Annotated in this window: 10 protein-coding genes; 4 read left to right on the top strand and 6 right to left on the bottom strand. The window is 34.1% G+C overall.

Annotation, left to right across the window (positions count from 1 at the left end; translation table 11 throughout):
• Positions 1 to 59: 59 nt before the first annotated feature.
• Positions 60 to 2756 (top strand): inverse autotransporter beta domain-containing protein, encoded by a 2697-nt coding sequence (locus tag ACGH4F_RS07015; protein ID WP_411590598.1) that lies wholly within the window; start codon positions 60 to 62, stop codon positions 2754 to 2756.
• Between the two features lie 124 nt (positions 2757 to 2880).
• Positions 2881 to 3891: a hypothetical protein gene (locus ACGH4F_RS07010; RefSeq protein ID WP_267351473.1), complete on the top strand. Its 1011-nt coding sequence runs from the start codon at positions 2881 to 2883 to the stop codon at positions 3889 to 3891.
• Positions 3892 to 3974: 83 nt separating this feature from the next.
• Here the strand turns inward: ACGH4F_RS07010 and ACGH4F_RS07005 are convergent, their stop codons facing one another.
• Genes ACGH4F_RS07005 through ACGH4F_RS06985 form a run of 5 tightly spaced genes read right to left on the bottom strand, consistent with a single transcriptional unit; the run spans position 3975 to position 9994 of the window.
• Positions 3975 to 5783 (bottom strand): NADH-quinone oxidoreductase subunit N, encoded by a 1809-nt coding sequence (locus ACGH4F_RS07005; RefSeq protein WP_411590597.1) that lies wholly within the window; start codon positions 5781 to 5783, stop codon positions 3975 to 3977.
• A 6-nt stretch (positions 5784 to 5789) separates the two neighbouring features.
• On the bottom strand, positions 5790 to 7337 hold the full coding sequence (locus ACGH4F_RS07000) for a NuoM family protein (protein ID WP_267351477.1): 1548 nt from the start codon (positions 7335 to 7337) through the stop codon (positions 5790 to 5792).
• 17 nt (positions 7338 to 7354) lie between these two features.
• Entirely contained in the window at positions 7355 to 9202 is a 1848-nt protein-coding gene (locus tag ACGH4F_RS06995; RefSeq protein WP_411590595.1) for an NADH-quinone oxidoreductase subunit L, read from the bottom strand.
• A complete protein-coding gene (nuoK, locus tag ACGH4F_RS06990; RefSeq protein WP_267351481.1) occupies positions 9199 to 9501 on the bottom strand; it encodes an NADH-quinone oxidoreductase subunit NuoK in 303 nt (100 codons plus the stop codon). The genes ACGH4F_RS06995 and nuoK overlap by 4 nt, the downstream gene beginning before the upstream one ends.
• A 1-nt stretch (position 9502) precedes the next feature.
• On the bottom strand, positions 9503 to 9994 hold the full coding sequence (locus ACGH4F_RS06985; RefSeq protein WP_411590593.1) for an NADH-quinone oxidoreductase subunit J: 492 nt from the start codon (positions 9992 to 9994) through the stop codon (positions 9503 to 9505).
• Between the two features lie 355 nt (positions 9995 to 10349).
• On the opposite strand from ACGH4F_RS06985, the gene ppc reads away from it, so the two are divergent.
• Entirely contained in the window at positions 10350 to 12995 is a 2646-nt protein-coding gene (gene ppc / locus ACGH4F_RS06980) for a phosphoenolpyruvate carboxylase (protein ID WP_411590591.1), read from the top strand.
• Between the two features lie 34 nt (positions 12996 to 13029).
• Here the strand turns inward: ppc and ACGH4F_RS06975 are convergent, their stop codons facing one another.
• Positions 13030 to 14094, bottom strand: coding sequence for a tetratricopeptide repeat protein (locus tag ACGH4F_RS06975; RefSeq protein WP_267378353.1), 1065 nt, complete (start codon positions 14092 to 14094; stop codon positions 13030 to 13032).
• Positions 14095 to 14609: 515 nt separating this feature from the next.
• Here ACGH4F_RS06975 and yajC point away from each other — a divergent pair.
• The gene (gene yajC / locus ACGH4F_RS06970) at positions 14610 to 14942 is read left to right on the top strand and encodes a preprotein translocase subunit YajC (protein WP_065558440.1); all 333 of its coding nucleotides are present in this window, start codon (positions 14610 to 14612) and stop codon (positions 14940 to 14942) included.
• The last annotated feature ends 35 nt before the right edge of the window (positions 14943 to 14977 follow it).

Below are 14977 nucleotides of genomic sequence, written 5' to 3'. Positions count from 1 at the left end.
ATAAAACGTGTTTTTGATACATATATTATCAATAAAGTGAAATATGAGGAATGATTAAGATGAAAACAAATCTTAATTTAAAAATTGTTTCAACCTTAGTTGTTCTGGCATTAAATTGCCAGACAGCTATGGCATTGGATTCGAAACAAGGCACTTCTACTGTTGCTGTAGACAACAGTAAAGTTATTGAACTTAAAAATGGTATTAAAGTTCGAGAAATGGTTAACAATAAAAAGGCTAGCCTTTACCAAATAGCATTAATAAGTGGTATAAATGTTGACCAATTACGCAAAATGAACAATGGGCGCTTTGATAAAAAGGATGTGATTGAAGAAGGTGAGCTTCTCGTGCTTCCTGAAAACTCCCCACTACTACCTGCCATCAGTACAAGTAAAGCTGAAGATACTAAACAAAACAAATATACAAATTTACCGGATTTAGGATCAGATGAAAATTATGATGTACAGGCAGATAAAGATAAGCTTGCAACTCATGTTGCTTATGCTTTACAGACATTAGCAACACAAGATTGGAAACAACTATTATCATCTGAAAATGGTGGCTTATCAAGTCAATTGGCCAATCGAGGTAAGGATTACGCAGAGGATTATTTACGCAGTAGTGTGAAAAATCATGTTGTTGATCCACTTCGTACCGCTGCCCAAGACTTCTTAGGGCGTTTTGGTACGGCTCAATTATCTTTTGACGTTAGTGATAAAGGACAATTTAGTAACGTCAACGTTAAACTATTTAGTCCTTGGTATGATACAGAAAATACCTTGATATTTAGTCAAATATCATTTCAAGAATATGAACATAAACGACGTATTGGAAATATTGGTATTGGTCAACGTTGGGACTTTGCAGATAAAAAATGGTTATTAGGCTATAACGTATTTTTGGATCATGACTTTCAACGTTCACACAATCGTTTAGGTTTAGGTGTTGAGGCTTGGAGTGACTACATGAAACTTGCAGCTAACTATTATCATCCATTATCAAATTGGAAACAATCTCGTGATTTTGATGATTATTTAGAACGTGCTGCAAAAGGTTTTGATGTTCGTTTTCAAGGTTATTTACCACAGTACCCTCATTTAGGTGGTTCATTAATGTATGAACAATACTTTGGTGATAAAGTGGCATTATTTGGTAAAGATAACCTACAAAAAAATCCTAGAGCAGTGACAGCAAGCGTTGATTACACACCAGTGCCACTTTTTACCCTCAAAGCGGAACATAAGCGAGGACAAAATAATCAAAAAGCCACTTCTGCTTCATTGACGATGAATTATCGTATGGGGGTTCCTTTAAAAGATCAGTTAGATCCAGATATGGTTCAAGCAGCACGTTCATTAGCTGGTAGTCGTTATGACTTAGTTGATCGTAACAACTATATCGTTCTTGAATATAAAGAGAAAAAATTAAGTGTTGATTTAGGACTTGAATCTTTACAACTCGTTGAAGGACAAAGTTATGATGTTAGTATCGCTGTTTATAATGCGAAAGGATTAAGCAGTGTAAAATGGAATGGTGATATGTTTGAAATTGATGCAAATGGTGGATTCCTTTGTTATACAACAGGTATTTGTACCTCTTCATCATGGGCTACACCAAAAGCAGATACTCAAAATTGGAAAATTGTTGCACCAAGTTATGTAGATGAAAATGGTAAACGTCATCCAATTCAATCTAATGGTAAATATACCTTATCTGTTTCCGTTACCGATAAAAAAGGTCGTTCAGCAACATCAAATCAAGTGTCATTTGAAGTTATCCCCGATCCTGTCATGCGTAAGATTGGTCTTTGGGCTGTTGATCGTAACGGCAATAAAACCACAATGGCTTCTAATTCAGCCGATGGTCTCAGTGCTATAACATTGATTGCCAGCCTTGTAAAGCCGAAGGTACCAAATGGAACAATTTCAGCAATAGAGGATGCAGTTGGGTTTAGTGATGAACAACTCATGAACCGAATTCCAGACTCATTTGATTCTGTACTTAAAGGCTGGACAGCAACAAGTAATGGTAAAAAAATCACCTTAATTGATGGTACTTCGGGTCAAGTAACGTCTTGTCCTAAACAAGAACCTTGTGTCATTGTGAAATCCTTTGAAAAAATCAAAATGGGTCAAAAAATTTCTGCTAAGGCAGCTACTGCTGGAGGCATGGATGCAATTGGTGATAGTTATGTATTAGATGTCGCTTCTAATATTGAAGGGGTGGTTGAATTTTCCACTTCGATAGATCAATTTGGTGCATCGTTCAATAAAGTATCCATAGATTTTGCTGGTGGTCAAGCTGGATTAATTAAAGTTTATCGAAGTGATGGGGTATTGGTTGCGACTCAAGCTGGAAACTTATTAGAGTTTGATCCTAATGGTTCAAAAGAGTGGAAAGTTGATAATGAATATTATGTCAAAGCATATGCAGCAGATGGTGTCACTGAAATGAATAGTCCATATGTGATTTGGTCTCTTGTGGGGTCTAATGCGGTTGCATGTCCTAATGGAGCGGCAACAGCAGCATTACCTGATGCAAGCAACAAACCAAATGGGCCTTGGTTTAATGTCGCAATGGGATATAACGCACATTATAAAATTAGAAGTATAAAAACAGGTAGTTATGCAACTTCTGGTTCGAGCATTATCGCTAATGCTGATGCTCCACAAGAGTTAAATCTTGATCCGATAAACGCAACGCCTTCAGCATGTGCAGGTGATCAAGGGTTTAGATTACAAGTATTTGTTAAATAGAATGGTTAATTAAAAAAGTGTTTTAGATAACCAATTTATAAGGGTTATCTAAAAGTTAAATACAAAACGGTGTATATTATTTTTGATATACAATAATTAATAAATGAAAAATAGGAAGTTAAACATGAAAAGTTTAATGATAAAAAATATTGCTTTAGGTCTGTTAATCGCTGGATGTGCAGCAAGTAACGCATATGCACTTAGCGGTGTGAGTGCTAAATATATAGTGGGTAATGCACCTGTAATTAAAAGTCTTGGCGGTCAAGATCACAGTTTAACAGTGTCAGTATCTTCTGATGCTGATGGTAACAATACCGTGGGTGGTCGAGCTGCAAAAGTTAATGATTATGTCGTTATCGAGTATACATTACATGATGAAGATGGTGACAGCGATCCTTCAGGTAAAGTAGTAAAAGAAACGTTTAAAGCATTTTATAAAAGTGCGTCTGGTGAATGGAAAGAAGCCAGTTTAGCTGACTCAGATATTAAGTTCAGTAATGGTAAAATCACGTTTAAAATTACAAATGAGTTTGCTGGTGCAACACGAATTGGTTTCAAAGTATTAGAAAAAACTGAGTTTGGTTTACCTTATACAAATAAATGGTTAAAAGTTGCTGATATTTGGAGTACGCAAGCACCAGGACAAGTGGATACATTAGATCCGACAGATCCAAGTAAAGCCCCTACTGATGATACTAATGGCCCGAATAAAGACGAAATAGGTAGTAACCCTAACGATGGTCCAGGTGAACAAAAAGATCCGAATAAAATTACAAGTGGACCAATTGAATCTGATGACATGAGGGTCTACATTTTAGCTGCTGATTCAAATGATAACTATAGTATAGCGGGTAGTACTTTCGTACCTAAACAAGGCGGAAAATATCGAGCTGTGGTATGGTTAGATTCTAATGGCAATGGTGCTTTAGATAGTGGTGAAGCTGACTTATCTGCAAATTACAACTTTACTTGGGAGTTAGACGGTACTTATGCCGGTGTTGGAGCGACAACAGATTCGTTAGCACAAAATCAAAATATAACATTAGGTCAACTTAACAACGATTCAATGTACAGTACGACCTACAAAGCAGGTGCTCAAGGTTATAAACTCAAAGTTACCGCAACCGCAAAATAATGCTTATTTAAGACAGATAAAAAACCACTCAAACGAGTGGTTTTTTTATAAATAAATTAGTTTGAACATCTTTTTAAATTAGTTTAAGCCGTTAAGTATTGTGCCATACTCACTAAGTTAAATACCCATTTAGGATAGACTCCGCAAACCATAATAAGTAAAGCAGAAAGGGTGATGAGTAACTCACTCATTCCAATTTTATGCCATTTAAAACTTACTACTGAATTATTGATAAATTGATCTTCTCGACAAGTTGGTTTGATATAAAGGTTGATCACTAAACGAGCATAAAAATATAGGCCTAGCGCACTACCGACTACAACTGCTGCCATTAACCACCATAGTTCAGCGGTGACACCTAATAGGACTAATAAAAATCGACTAATAAAACCGAGAGTTAAAGGTGCGCCAGCTAATGAAAGCAAGCCTATTCCCATAGATAATGCAAGGATAGGGCGTCGCCAAAATAATCCCGACAAATCTAGCTCATTTTCATGATCTTGAAGCTCATTTGAGTGAGATTCTAAACTAATTACGCCCAGAACAGTAATATTTGCAAGAATATAACCTATCAAATAAACGCCGATTGTTTCTAAGGCCAAAACTTGATATTGCACAGCAATTAAAGCAATTAATAAATAACCAAAATGTGCGATTGAGGAATATGCAAGAAGACGTTTTAAATTACTTTGCATAAAAGCAAATAAATTACCCCATAAAATAGAACAAAATGCCATCACAACTAAAATAATTCGGATGGTTTCATTGTTTACAATAGGAGCTAATAAAAATAGTCTTGCGATAGCGCAAAATATCGCAACTTTACCCACTGTGGATAAAAGAAGTGCGACAACCGTTGGTGCACCTTGATAAACATCGGGTAACCAAAGTTGGAAAGGAACAAGTGATAATTTAAAACCGACACCTACAAGCATTAAACAGACCCCCATTAATAACAGTGTGCTTGGGTAGGTCATAGTGGATAACTGATAACTTAAACCACTGAACGTTAATTCACCAGTGGATGCATAATAAAAAACAATACCCATTAGCAAAAAAGCACTTGCAACGGCGGATAAAATCATATATTTAATTGCTGCTTCAAGGGAGTGGGTTTGAATATATTGATATCCTATTAAACCCACAAAAGGAATGGAAAGCAACTCAATACCAATAAAGAAAGCGATTAAATGGCTGGCGTAGACTAAGGTCACTCCACCTAATGCCATGAAAAGTAATATTATATAAAATAATCCATGAGACTTTTGTTCTTGCTTAAACCAACGATATGCTAAGCAACTGACGATAATTGAAATTAATAAAATCAAACTGGTATAAAGTAAACCATAGCCATCACAGGTGAAAAGTACTGTAATTTCTTGGGAGTTCCAATTATTTACATTATTCGGTTGTTGAATATCTGAATGGGATTGATTTTTTTCTTGGTTATCCGCAATGTTTTCATTTTTCGGTGTTTCAGATGTTATAGTCTGTTCCGAATTGGATTCGTCTAACTGAGGTTGGCGGACTTGAGTCGCTGATTCTACGCTTGCATCATTATTATTGTCACTCAGTGCTTCTGTCTGATTAGTTTGTGGATCTGGTTGAGTTGGTGCGGCATCCACTGCTAACAATTTTGCATTCTGAAAATCAGGAGAAGTCAGTGGCAAAGAAGAGATAAATATTTGCATATTATCGCTGCTGATATCTGAAATTTTCTGATCATTGGCTGAAATTTTATATCCCATGACAGAAGCGCAAATTAATGCGAATATTAAACCACATAAAGATAAAATAGCGCAGCATTTTGTACTTACTTTGAAACGAAATAATGCAAACATTAGCGCAATAATAGTAAGACTTAATATATAAATAGGTGATAAAGCTATCATATCTTATTACTCTCCCATGCGCTCTGTTGTTATATAGTGTTGAGTTTGATTCATGACAGAATATGACATATCTAAAATGACTTTAGGATATAATCCGATAAAAATAAGAACAGCCAATAAACTACTTAACAATAAAAGCTCTTTGATATTAAGAAAACACTTTTTCATGGTTTCATTATTATCGTGACCGCCATGAAAAATAGGTTGCATACGAATAATGAATGAAATAGATAGCATAAGTAATCCTAATGCTAATAAAATTGTAGAATAAGAAAACGTTGTGAAACTTCCAAGTAACATCAGGTAATTTCCTATAAAGTTAGCTGTGCCAGGTATACCCAATACGGCCAATATGAAAAATAACGTAAATGATGATAAATATTTGACTCGCTCTTTCAATCCAGTAAATTGACTGATGTTACGTGTTGAATAACATTCAACTAATAAACCACTAATCATGAACATACCGACAATCGCTAAGTTAATCGCAATAATTTGTATGACCACTCCTTGGTAGGCGATTAATGAACCACTATATATGATAGCGGTCACAAAGCCCATCAATGCAATATGAACATAAGCAATTAGTTTTTTAATATCCGTTTGATTAAATGCAAGTAGTGCAGAATAAAAAACGGTGATTAATGCAAGTATTAAAATTAAAGGTACAATTGTTGCAGAAGCATTAGGAAATAGTGGTATGACAAAACGCAATAACCCAAAAGTGGCAGTACTAAGTAATAAACCACTAATCATCATTGAACCGGTTGTTGACGATTCGATATGTGCTTCAATAAACCAATTGTGAAATGGAACAAAAGGAATACGCACAATAAAGGCAGCCATGAATCCAAGCATTAATAAATATTCTGTTTTACTTGATATAGGCGTTTTGGTTAGGATTTGATAATCAAAAGTCCAATGACCCGTTAAATTCCAATTAATGAGAGCTAATGAAACAATCGAGATTAACATTAACAAACTACTGATTTGCGTATAAATAAGAAATTTACTTGCACCATTAAAGCGTAACTGAGAATTGGAATCTCGTCTTCCCCATAAAGAAATTAAAAAATAGATAGGAATCGCAACAGCTTCCCAATAAAAGAATAACAAAAAGAGATCCGTAACTGTAAATAACATCATGACAGCTGATGTCATTGCTAAAATACACAGATAATATAATCCAGTATTATTAATGCTTTCTTTGCTTGAATAGGCGATAGTGAATAAAACAATAATGAGTGTTGAAGTAATAACAATGATAGATAGCCCATCTAAAATTAAGTGAAAACGAATACCTAATAACGGAATCCATTCAAAATTGACTTCTTCTACCCAACTATTTCCTTGATCCATAATAGCTTGCGCATCCAGCCAAAAATTGATCACCAATATTAGCGAGATGATAATCGTCATGAATGCGATACAAATTGGCAGTTTATTCCAACGTGATTGCGCATCAACAGATGCTACCATTCGTTGTAAAAAAAGATGACATAACCAACCGATAAATCCACCTGTCACAGGTAAGAAAATAAGCCATAACAACATGAAAGATTGCACCTTTATTAAATAAACACAAGTAACATTAATATAATAATACTACCCATTACAATTGAAACCATATACCATCTGAGATGTCCATTTTCGAAGCCGACAATATATGAATTGATTTTTTTTATACCCAGCATAACCCAATTGTCCCAAGTTGCTAATGGATCCTTTTTCAACTTACTGGTTAAAAAGATGAAAGGCTTAACAAAAACAATATTGAGTAAATAATCAAATCGCCATTCTGCTTTACACAGTCGTGTAAAAAATTTTACTATGGGCGTGTTTAACACTTCTTTCACTTCACTATTAGGATGAGCAAATAGTGTATAAGCGATGATAATGCTAAGTAACGTTACCGCAGCAAAAAGAAGCTGGAATGACAATTTTACATTAGTATCTAATGCAGCAATTGGAATTATTCCTTTTATGGGTAACGGAAAATAGATAACTAATGATGAGGTAAATATTAACAATAAGAAAATAGGGCAATAACTCATCCAATTCGTTTTGGCAAATTGTTTAATTTTAGGTTTATGATAAAACACCATAAATATTAAACGTAATATACTAACACTCGAGAGCAAAATACCTAATAACCCAATGGTTCCATTCATTAAATTATCTTGAGCCATTAATCCCCAAATAATGTCACCTTTAATGTAAAAGGCAGCTGAAATCCATGGCATTGCACTAAGCGATAACAGAATGACTAAAAAAATGATAAATAAAACGGGGAATTTTTTATATAAACCACCAATTTTACTTATATCACGCTCACCTTGGCATTTTTTGATAAGTATTGCCGAGGCTAATATGAGTAACGTACTTGTCATTGTATAATTGATTAAACAATTAAGTGATAAACTCCAATGTTGAGTTGAAAATGCATAAAACAGATAACTAATTTGTGTTAGGTTTATGAAAGTGACTATACGTTTAATATCGTATTGTACAAGAGCAATAGAGCTTGCAAATAAAACTGTTAGCGATGAAATCATTGTCATGATAGAAAGTACATCGCTTGACATCATAAACAAATTGCTGAGTCTTAAAATTAAATAAACACCCGCTAAGATTACCGTTGAACTTTGCATTAACGCCATTGCAGGCATGGGGGCTAAGGTGCTTTCAGTAAACCAGGATTGCATTGGAAATAGCGCTGATTTACTCATTGCACCAAGCAATAGCATCAATGTTATCCAATAGATGATATCTGAATCGATAGCTAAATTAGCATGTGCGAGAGTCAATATATTACGAATATCTAACGTATGAAGCGTTTGATAAATTAAAAATACACCGATGAGTAAAAAAACATCGGTCAAATGCATGATTACAAACGCTTTAACTGCTGCAAAACCATTGCGGATTTGTTTATAGTAAATGCCAATAAGTAAGTAAATACTTAATGTAACACCTTCCCAACCAATTAGCATGACCAACAGATTATCGACTAAAATAATTGTTAACATACTTGCTATTAACAAATTGCTATAAGCATAAAAAGTATAAATATCTTTTTGAGATGTTAAATAATACGCAGCAAAAAAATAGATAAGCATGCCCAAAAAAGCAATTAACACAAGAAAAGTTAATGACAAACCATCTAAGGTTAAAGTAATGGGAACAACAAAATCCCCTATAGAAAACCAATTCCATAATGGTCTGCTATAAATTAATGACATATCAGGGACTGAGTTAGTAACAAAATCAATACAAGAAAATATGGTAATTAATACCACAATCAGCATAGTACTAATGCCGATAATGATGATATTAATTGATCGTATTTGTCTTCCTAAGCTAACAAGGGCTAAAAAAGAAAGCAAAGGAACAATGATAGTTAAATAGAGTAAATTCATCCTTTCATTTCGCTTAATGAGTCAATATTAAAAATTTTCTTTCGGTAAACTAGCTTTCTAAAAAGGGCAAGTCCAACGCACACTTCGGCAAGTACCGCAACAATCGCTAAAATAGCCAGTACTTGCCCATCTGTATGTTGCCAATGGCTACTTGCAGCAATTAAAGCAATAATGGCACCGTTATTCATTATGATTAGGCTAAGGAGCAAAAAATAGAGATTGCGCCGAATCATCACGCCTAGTAAACCAAGGACAAATAAGATAGAAGCTAAAATAAGGCTATGCATTAATGGAATCATATTAGCTCTCCGACGACAAACGATGCATAAAATGATAAGCAATGACCGCTGCACCTAATAATAAAAATATTCCCAATTCTGCCATTAAAATATAGGCATGTATTGAAATTTCATGGGTTAATTCATGTGGCTCTTTTAGCTGTGAATAGTCAGTGCTTACTACTCCATAAATAAGGATGACCAGTAAAACAAATGCTAACATTAGCGGGACTAACCATATTTTAGGGCTAATACCATGTTTATCATTTTCTACATTGTCTTTACGAATTTTAAGTATACTTGCAATGGATAAAAAAAGCGTTACTGTTCCGCCAATAAAGAACACGATATAAAGCACAGCTGATAAATAAGTATTAAGTAGAATCAATATCAACGCTGAAGCAAAAAGCGATACAATAAGGTACAAAATAGCTTTATCTATTTGTAAGCAACTAATCACTTTCATGCTAGCAAAAATAGCTATAATCGACGCAATATAAAAAACAGCGATCATTAAATAATCCAATATATATTCTCAATCTTATTAGTATATACCCAAATTAAAGCAAGATACAGATTACAGGCGAGCTATTCATTGAAAAACAGTGATTTAATAAAAAATAGAACGTTATTTTTTAATATTAGCTAAGAATTTAAAGATAAGTGCATTATATTTTCAATATAATTAAAACAGAAAAAAAAATAAAAACCATAAAATTTTATTATTTAAATTCAATTAAGCATTGATATAAAGTATATAACTTGAGCAAATTAACCATTATTTATACTTATTTCTTTAAATTGTGAACATGCCCTTACAGCTTAAAGTTGCTTAACCCTAATTTTTAAATACATAAAATGAGATTAAAATGAACAGTGAATACTCCTCTATGCGAAGTAATGTTAATATGTTAGGTACCCTCCTTGGCGATGCAATAAAACGAGCGACCGGTAACGAAACTTTTGATTTAGTCGAAAAAATAAGGAAGCTATCAAAATCGGCTCAACAAGGAAATAAGCAATCTCATCAAGAGTTACTCAAATTAATAGAACATCTCAATGATGAAGATTTATTACATGTTGCTCGAGCATTTAACCAGTTTTTAAACTTAGTGAATATTGCGGCAGAATATTATGGCATTTCGCCGCACGGGGAAGCGGCGAGCAGTCCAAAAAAAATGACAGACTTATTTACTACCCTAAAAAAATTAAACTTTTCTGAGCAAATTATCACACAAGCCATTAACGATTTATCGATTGAATTAGTATTGACTGCTCACCCAACCGAAATTAATCGTCGTACAATGATTAATACCTATACCGCAATAAATAATTGCTTATCGCAATTGGATCATAATGATCTTGCTGATTACGAAATTGAACGTATTATGCGCCGATTAAAACAGCTAGTTTGTCAGGCCTGGTATACGGATGAAATACGTAAAAAACGGCCTACACCTCTCGATGAAGCTAAATGGGGGTTTTCTGTTATAGAAGACAGTTTATGGCAAGGTGTTCCTCTCTTTTTACGGGAATTTAATGATCAACTCGTTGATGCGTTTAATCAACAACTATCTGTTGAACATGTTCCAATAAAATTTACCTCATGGATGGGGGGAGACCGTGATGGTAATCCTAATGTCACAGCTGATGTGACAGAAAAAGTCATGTTACAAGCTAAATTAAAAGCAATTGAATTATTTTTAGCAGATATTCAAATATTAGTGCGAGAGTTATCGATGACAGAGTGTAACCAATCTGTTATTGATCTGTTAGATGAGCCAAATAAAACAGCATCAGAACCTTATCGAGCGGTGATGAAGCAGCTACGAGCCCGTTTAGTTAAAACGCACAGTTACATAGTATCAGTACTCAATAATGAACAAGTCCTAGCTCCAGCTGATATTTTAATTAAAAATAACCAACTTTGGGATCCACTTTATATTTGTTACCAATCATTAATTGATAATGGGATGTCAACTATTGCTCACGGACCTTTACTTGATACATTACGTCGAATAAAAAGCTTTGGATTACAGTTAGTCAAATTAGATATACGTCAAGATAGTTCTGTTCATACTGAAGCACTTGATGAATTAACGAAAGAACTTAATCTTGGAAGTTATGCACAATGGTCTGAAGAAGAGAAACAAGCATTTTTATTAACCGAACTTCAATCTAATCGTCCATTATTACCCTATCATTGGCAACCTAGTCAAATCGTTAAAGAAGTATTTGACACTTGTCGTGTAATTAAAAAAGCTGGTGAAGAGTCGATTGCTTCTTATGTTATCTCAATGGCAAAAGCACCTTCGGATATTTTAGCGGTATATTTGCTCTTAAAAATAGTCGATTGTGAAAAAAATATCCCGGTGGCACCGCTATTTGAAACATTAGAAGATTTGAATAATGCGAAGACTGTCATGCAAAAATTATTGGATATTCCTTGGTATCGACAAAAAATCCAAGGTAAACAGATGGTCATGATAGGTTACTCGGATTCAGCTAAAGATGCAGGAACCCTTGCGGCATCATGGGCACAATATCGTTCGCAAGAAGAATTAGTCGCCTTATTTGAAAAATATAATATCAATCTTGTTTTATTCCATGGGCGAGGCGGTTCAATTGGGCGTGGTGGGGCGCCAGCACATGCGGCACTCCTTTCTCAGCCACCTGGTTCATTAAAAGGAGGGCTTCGTGTCACTGAACAAGGTGAAATGATTCGGTTTAAACTTGGTTTACCGGAAGTCGCGCTCAGTAGCTTAATGTTATATGCTTCAGCTATACTTCAAGCAAATTTATTACCTCCTCCACAGCCGAAACAAGCATGGCGCAATATCATGGATGAAATGTCAGATATTTCATGTCAGTGCTATCGACGTTATGTTCGTGAAAAAGCAGAATTTGTCGATTATTTTAGAACGGTCACCCCCGAAGCAGAATTAGGAAGGTTACCTCTTGGTTCAAGGCCTCAAAAACGGCGAACAGGTGGCGGAATAGAAAGTCTTAGAGCTATTCCATGGATCTTTGCTTGGACACAAAATCGCTTAATGGTTCCTTCATGGCTTGGTGCTGGCTGTGCCTTAAAAAAAGTGATTGAAGAGGGGAAAAAAGATTTGCTCAAAGATATGTATCACAACTGGCCTTTCTTTAATGCACGATTAGGTATGTTAGAAATGGTATACGCTAAAGCTGCACCAAAAATTCATGAGTACTATGAACAACGTTTAGTTGATGCTAGCATGTGGCCATTAGGAGAAGAGTTACGTAATTTATTAACAGATGATATTAATACTGTTTTAACCATTACTGACGATGATAGCTTAATGGCCGATCTACCTTGGATTGCGCAATCCGTTGCTTTACGAAATATTTATATTGAACCGTTGAATTTATTACAAGCAGAACTATTAAATCGTTCTCGTCAACGTAATGATGAAGAAAATACAATAGTTGAACAAGGATTAATGATCACAATATCAGGTATTGCTGCTGGAATGAGAAATTCTGGATAACTTAATAAAAATAAAAAAGGGCAATCGCCCTTTTTTATTTATCTGCTAAAAGTTCATCTAAATACGTTTTAGCATCTCGATCACCTTGCTCACTCGCTTTAGTAAACCAGTAAATTGCCGTATCTTTATTTTTCTTGATACCTTCACCTTCAAGATATTTAATGGCTAAATTGTATTGAGCATCAGCACTGCCTTGTTCAGCGGCTTTAATATACCATTCAATCGCTTTTTTAATATCTTTGGGAACACCACCGCCGACATCATACATTACGCCAATATTATATTGTGCATCTGCATTACCCGCTTCTGCTGCTTTAGAGAACCAATGGGCTGCTAATTGGTTATTAGGTCTAGTGCCTGTACCTGTGGCATAAATAATGCCTAAATTATACATTGCAAGTACATTACCATATTCTGCCGCTTGCGTATAAAAATAGGTTGCAGCAACATAATCTTGAGTCAGACCATCGCCGTGTTCCGACATTAATCCTAAATAATATAAGGCTTCAGGCACATTATATTTCGCTGCTTTACTAAACCAATCGGCTGCTTGCATACGATCTTCTTCTACACCATCACCAAAAAAGTACATAATGCCTAGGTTTAGGTAAGCATCAAACACGCCTTGATCACCAGCTAAAATAAAATAGTTAATAGCACTATCGTTATTTTTGGCGACACCTTCCCCATTTTTGTACATTAAAGCTAAATTATAAAGTGCAAAACTGTAATTTTGATCCGCTGCCAATTTAAAATATTTAAATGCTTTCGATAAATTACGCTTAGTTCCTAAACCATTTTGATACATATATGCTAAATTATTTTGGGCTTTAGCTAATCCTTGGTCAGCTGCTTTTTTAAACCAAAACAGCGCGCGAACATTATTAACTTCAATACCGCCTAAACCTTGTTTATAAATATTACCTAAAGTGTATTGTGCTTGTGCATCCCCTTTTTCTGCCGAAAGCTTTAAAGAAGGAATCAATGAGCTAGGATCAGTCATTATTAGTTCTGGAGCTTTTGATGCACCATTTTCATTAGCTTTGACACTAAATGAAAAAGATAACATTAATACCAATAATAATTGAAATGTCTTCATAGTTTTTATTCATAATAAAAGTGTTATTAAGTATATATTAACAAGATAAAAATAAATAGTTTATATGTTTTTTGATAGATATAATCGATAGATTCTATATAAAAAAATTAAGTTCTGAGCAAAATTAATTTATTATTAATCAATTAAATCATACTATTATATTATAATTCAAAAATTTAGTTATCAAATCACATAACTTTTAAACGTACATAATACGGTTACTAACATACAAAAGGTGGGTTAACTTTCTGTTTAGTTTCTATTGATCGGATAAAGAATTCAAGTACTTTCTGATAATATTTAATTAAAAAATCGACAAATATTACTTTGTTTTAGGTATAAATTACCTTATTAACTTATTTATTCTATTTAAAATATTTAGTAGTGAATAATTTAAATATATTTTAATCTTTATGCTTTCTTAGGCATAGGGGCAACAAATAGTACATATTTAACCTTTTTTTTATGATACAATTTCGACCTTTATAAAATAAATTTGAATTCAGAGGATCAATATGGACTTTTTTATTAATCAAGCGTACGCAGCTGACGGACAAGCCGTTGAAAGCAATCCTTATTTTTTACCGATCATGCTTGTTGTTTTTGGATTATTTTTCTATTTTATGATCATGCGTCCACAACAAAAACGTGCTAAAGCACACCGTGAATTAATGTCATCCATTTCAAAAGGTGATGAAGTGTTAACCAATGGTGGATTGATCGGTCGTGTTTCTAAAGTGAACGAAAATGGTTATATTGCATTAGAATTAAATGATTCAACTGAAGTAATAATCAAACGTGATTTTATTACATCTGTATTACCAAAAGGTACAATGAAATCATTATAATAACAATATTATTATGATAATTCATTGTGTTAATA

The organism is Gilliamella sp. CG35, from assembly GCF_046635745.1.
GTDB lineage: Bacteria > Pseudomonadota > Gammaproteobacteria > Enterobacterales > Orbaceae > Gilliamella > Gilliamella apicola_I.
The sequence above is the reverse complement of the archived record's forward strand: the minus strand, read 5'-3'. Positions and strand labels throughout refer to the sequence as shown.

What these genes read in the sequence shown, in the direction of transcription:
- ACGH4F_RS06995 (WP_411590595.1), bottom strand. Translation starts at nt 9,202, where the DNA reads ATGAATTTACTCTATTTAACTATCATTGTTCCTTTGCTTTCTTTTTTA.
- ACGH4F_RS07005 (WP_411590597.1), bottom strand. Translation starts at nt 5,783, where the DNA reads ATGATAGCTTTATCACCTATTTATATATTAAGTCTTACTATTATTGCG.
- ACGH4F_RS07000 (WP_267351477.1), bottom strand. Translation starts at nt 7,337, where the DNA reads ATGTTGTTATGGCTTATTTTCTTACCTGTGACAGGTGGATTTATCGGT.
- ACGH4F_RS07010 (WP_267351473.1), top strand. Translation starts at nt 2,881, where the DNA reads ATGAAAAGTTTAATGATAAAAAATATTGCTTTAGGTCTGTTAATCGCT.
- ACGH4F_RS06985 (WP_411590593.1), bottom strand. Translation starts at nt 9,994, where the DNA reads ATGATCGCTGTTTTTTATATTGCGTCGATTATAGCTATTTTTGCTAGC.
- ACGH4F_RS07015 (WP_411590598.1), top strand. Translation starts at nt 60, where the DNA reads ATGAAAACAAATCTTAATTTAAAAATTGTTTCAACCTTAGTTGTTCTG.
- ACGH4F_RS06975 (WP_267378353.1), bottom strand. Translation starts at nt 14,094, where the DNA reads ATGAAGACATTTCAATTATTATTGGTATTAATGTTATCTTTTTCATTT.
- ppc (WP_411590591.1), top strand. Translation starts at nt 10,350, where the DNA reads ATGAACAGTGAATACTCCTCTATGCGAAGTAATGTTAATATGTTAGGT.
- nuoK (WP_267351481.1), bottom strand. Translation starts at nt 9,501, where the DNA reads ATGATTCCATTAATGCATAGCCTTATTTTAGCTTCTATCTTATTTGTC.
- yajC (WP_065558440.1), top strand. Translation starts at nt 14,610, where the DNA reads ATGGACTTTTTTATTAATCAAGCGTACGCAGCTGACGGACAAGCCGTT.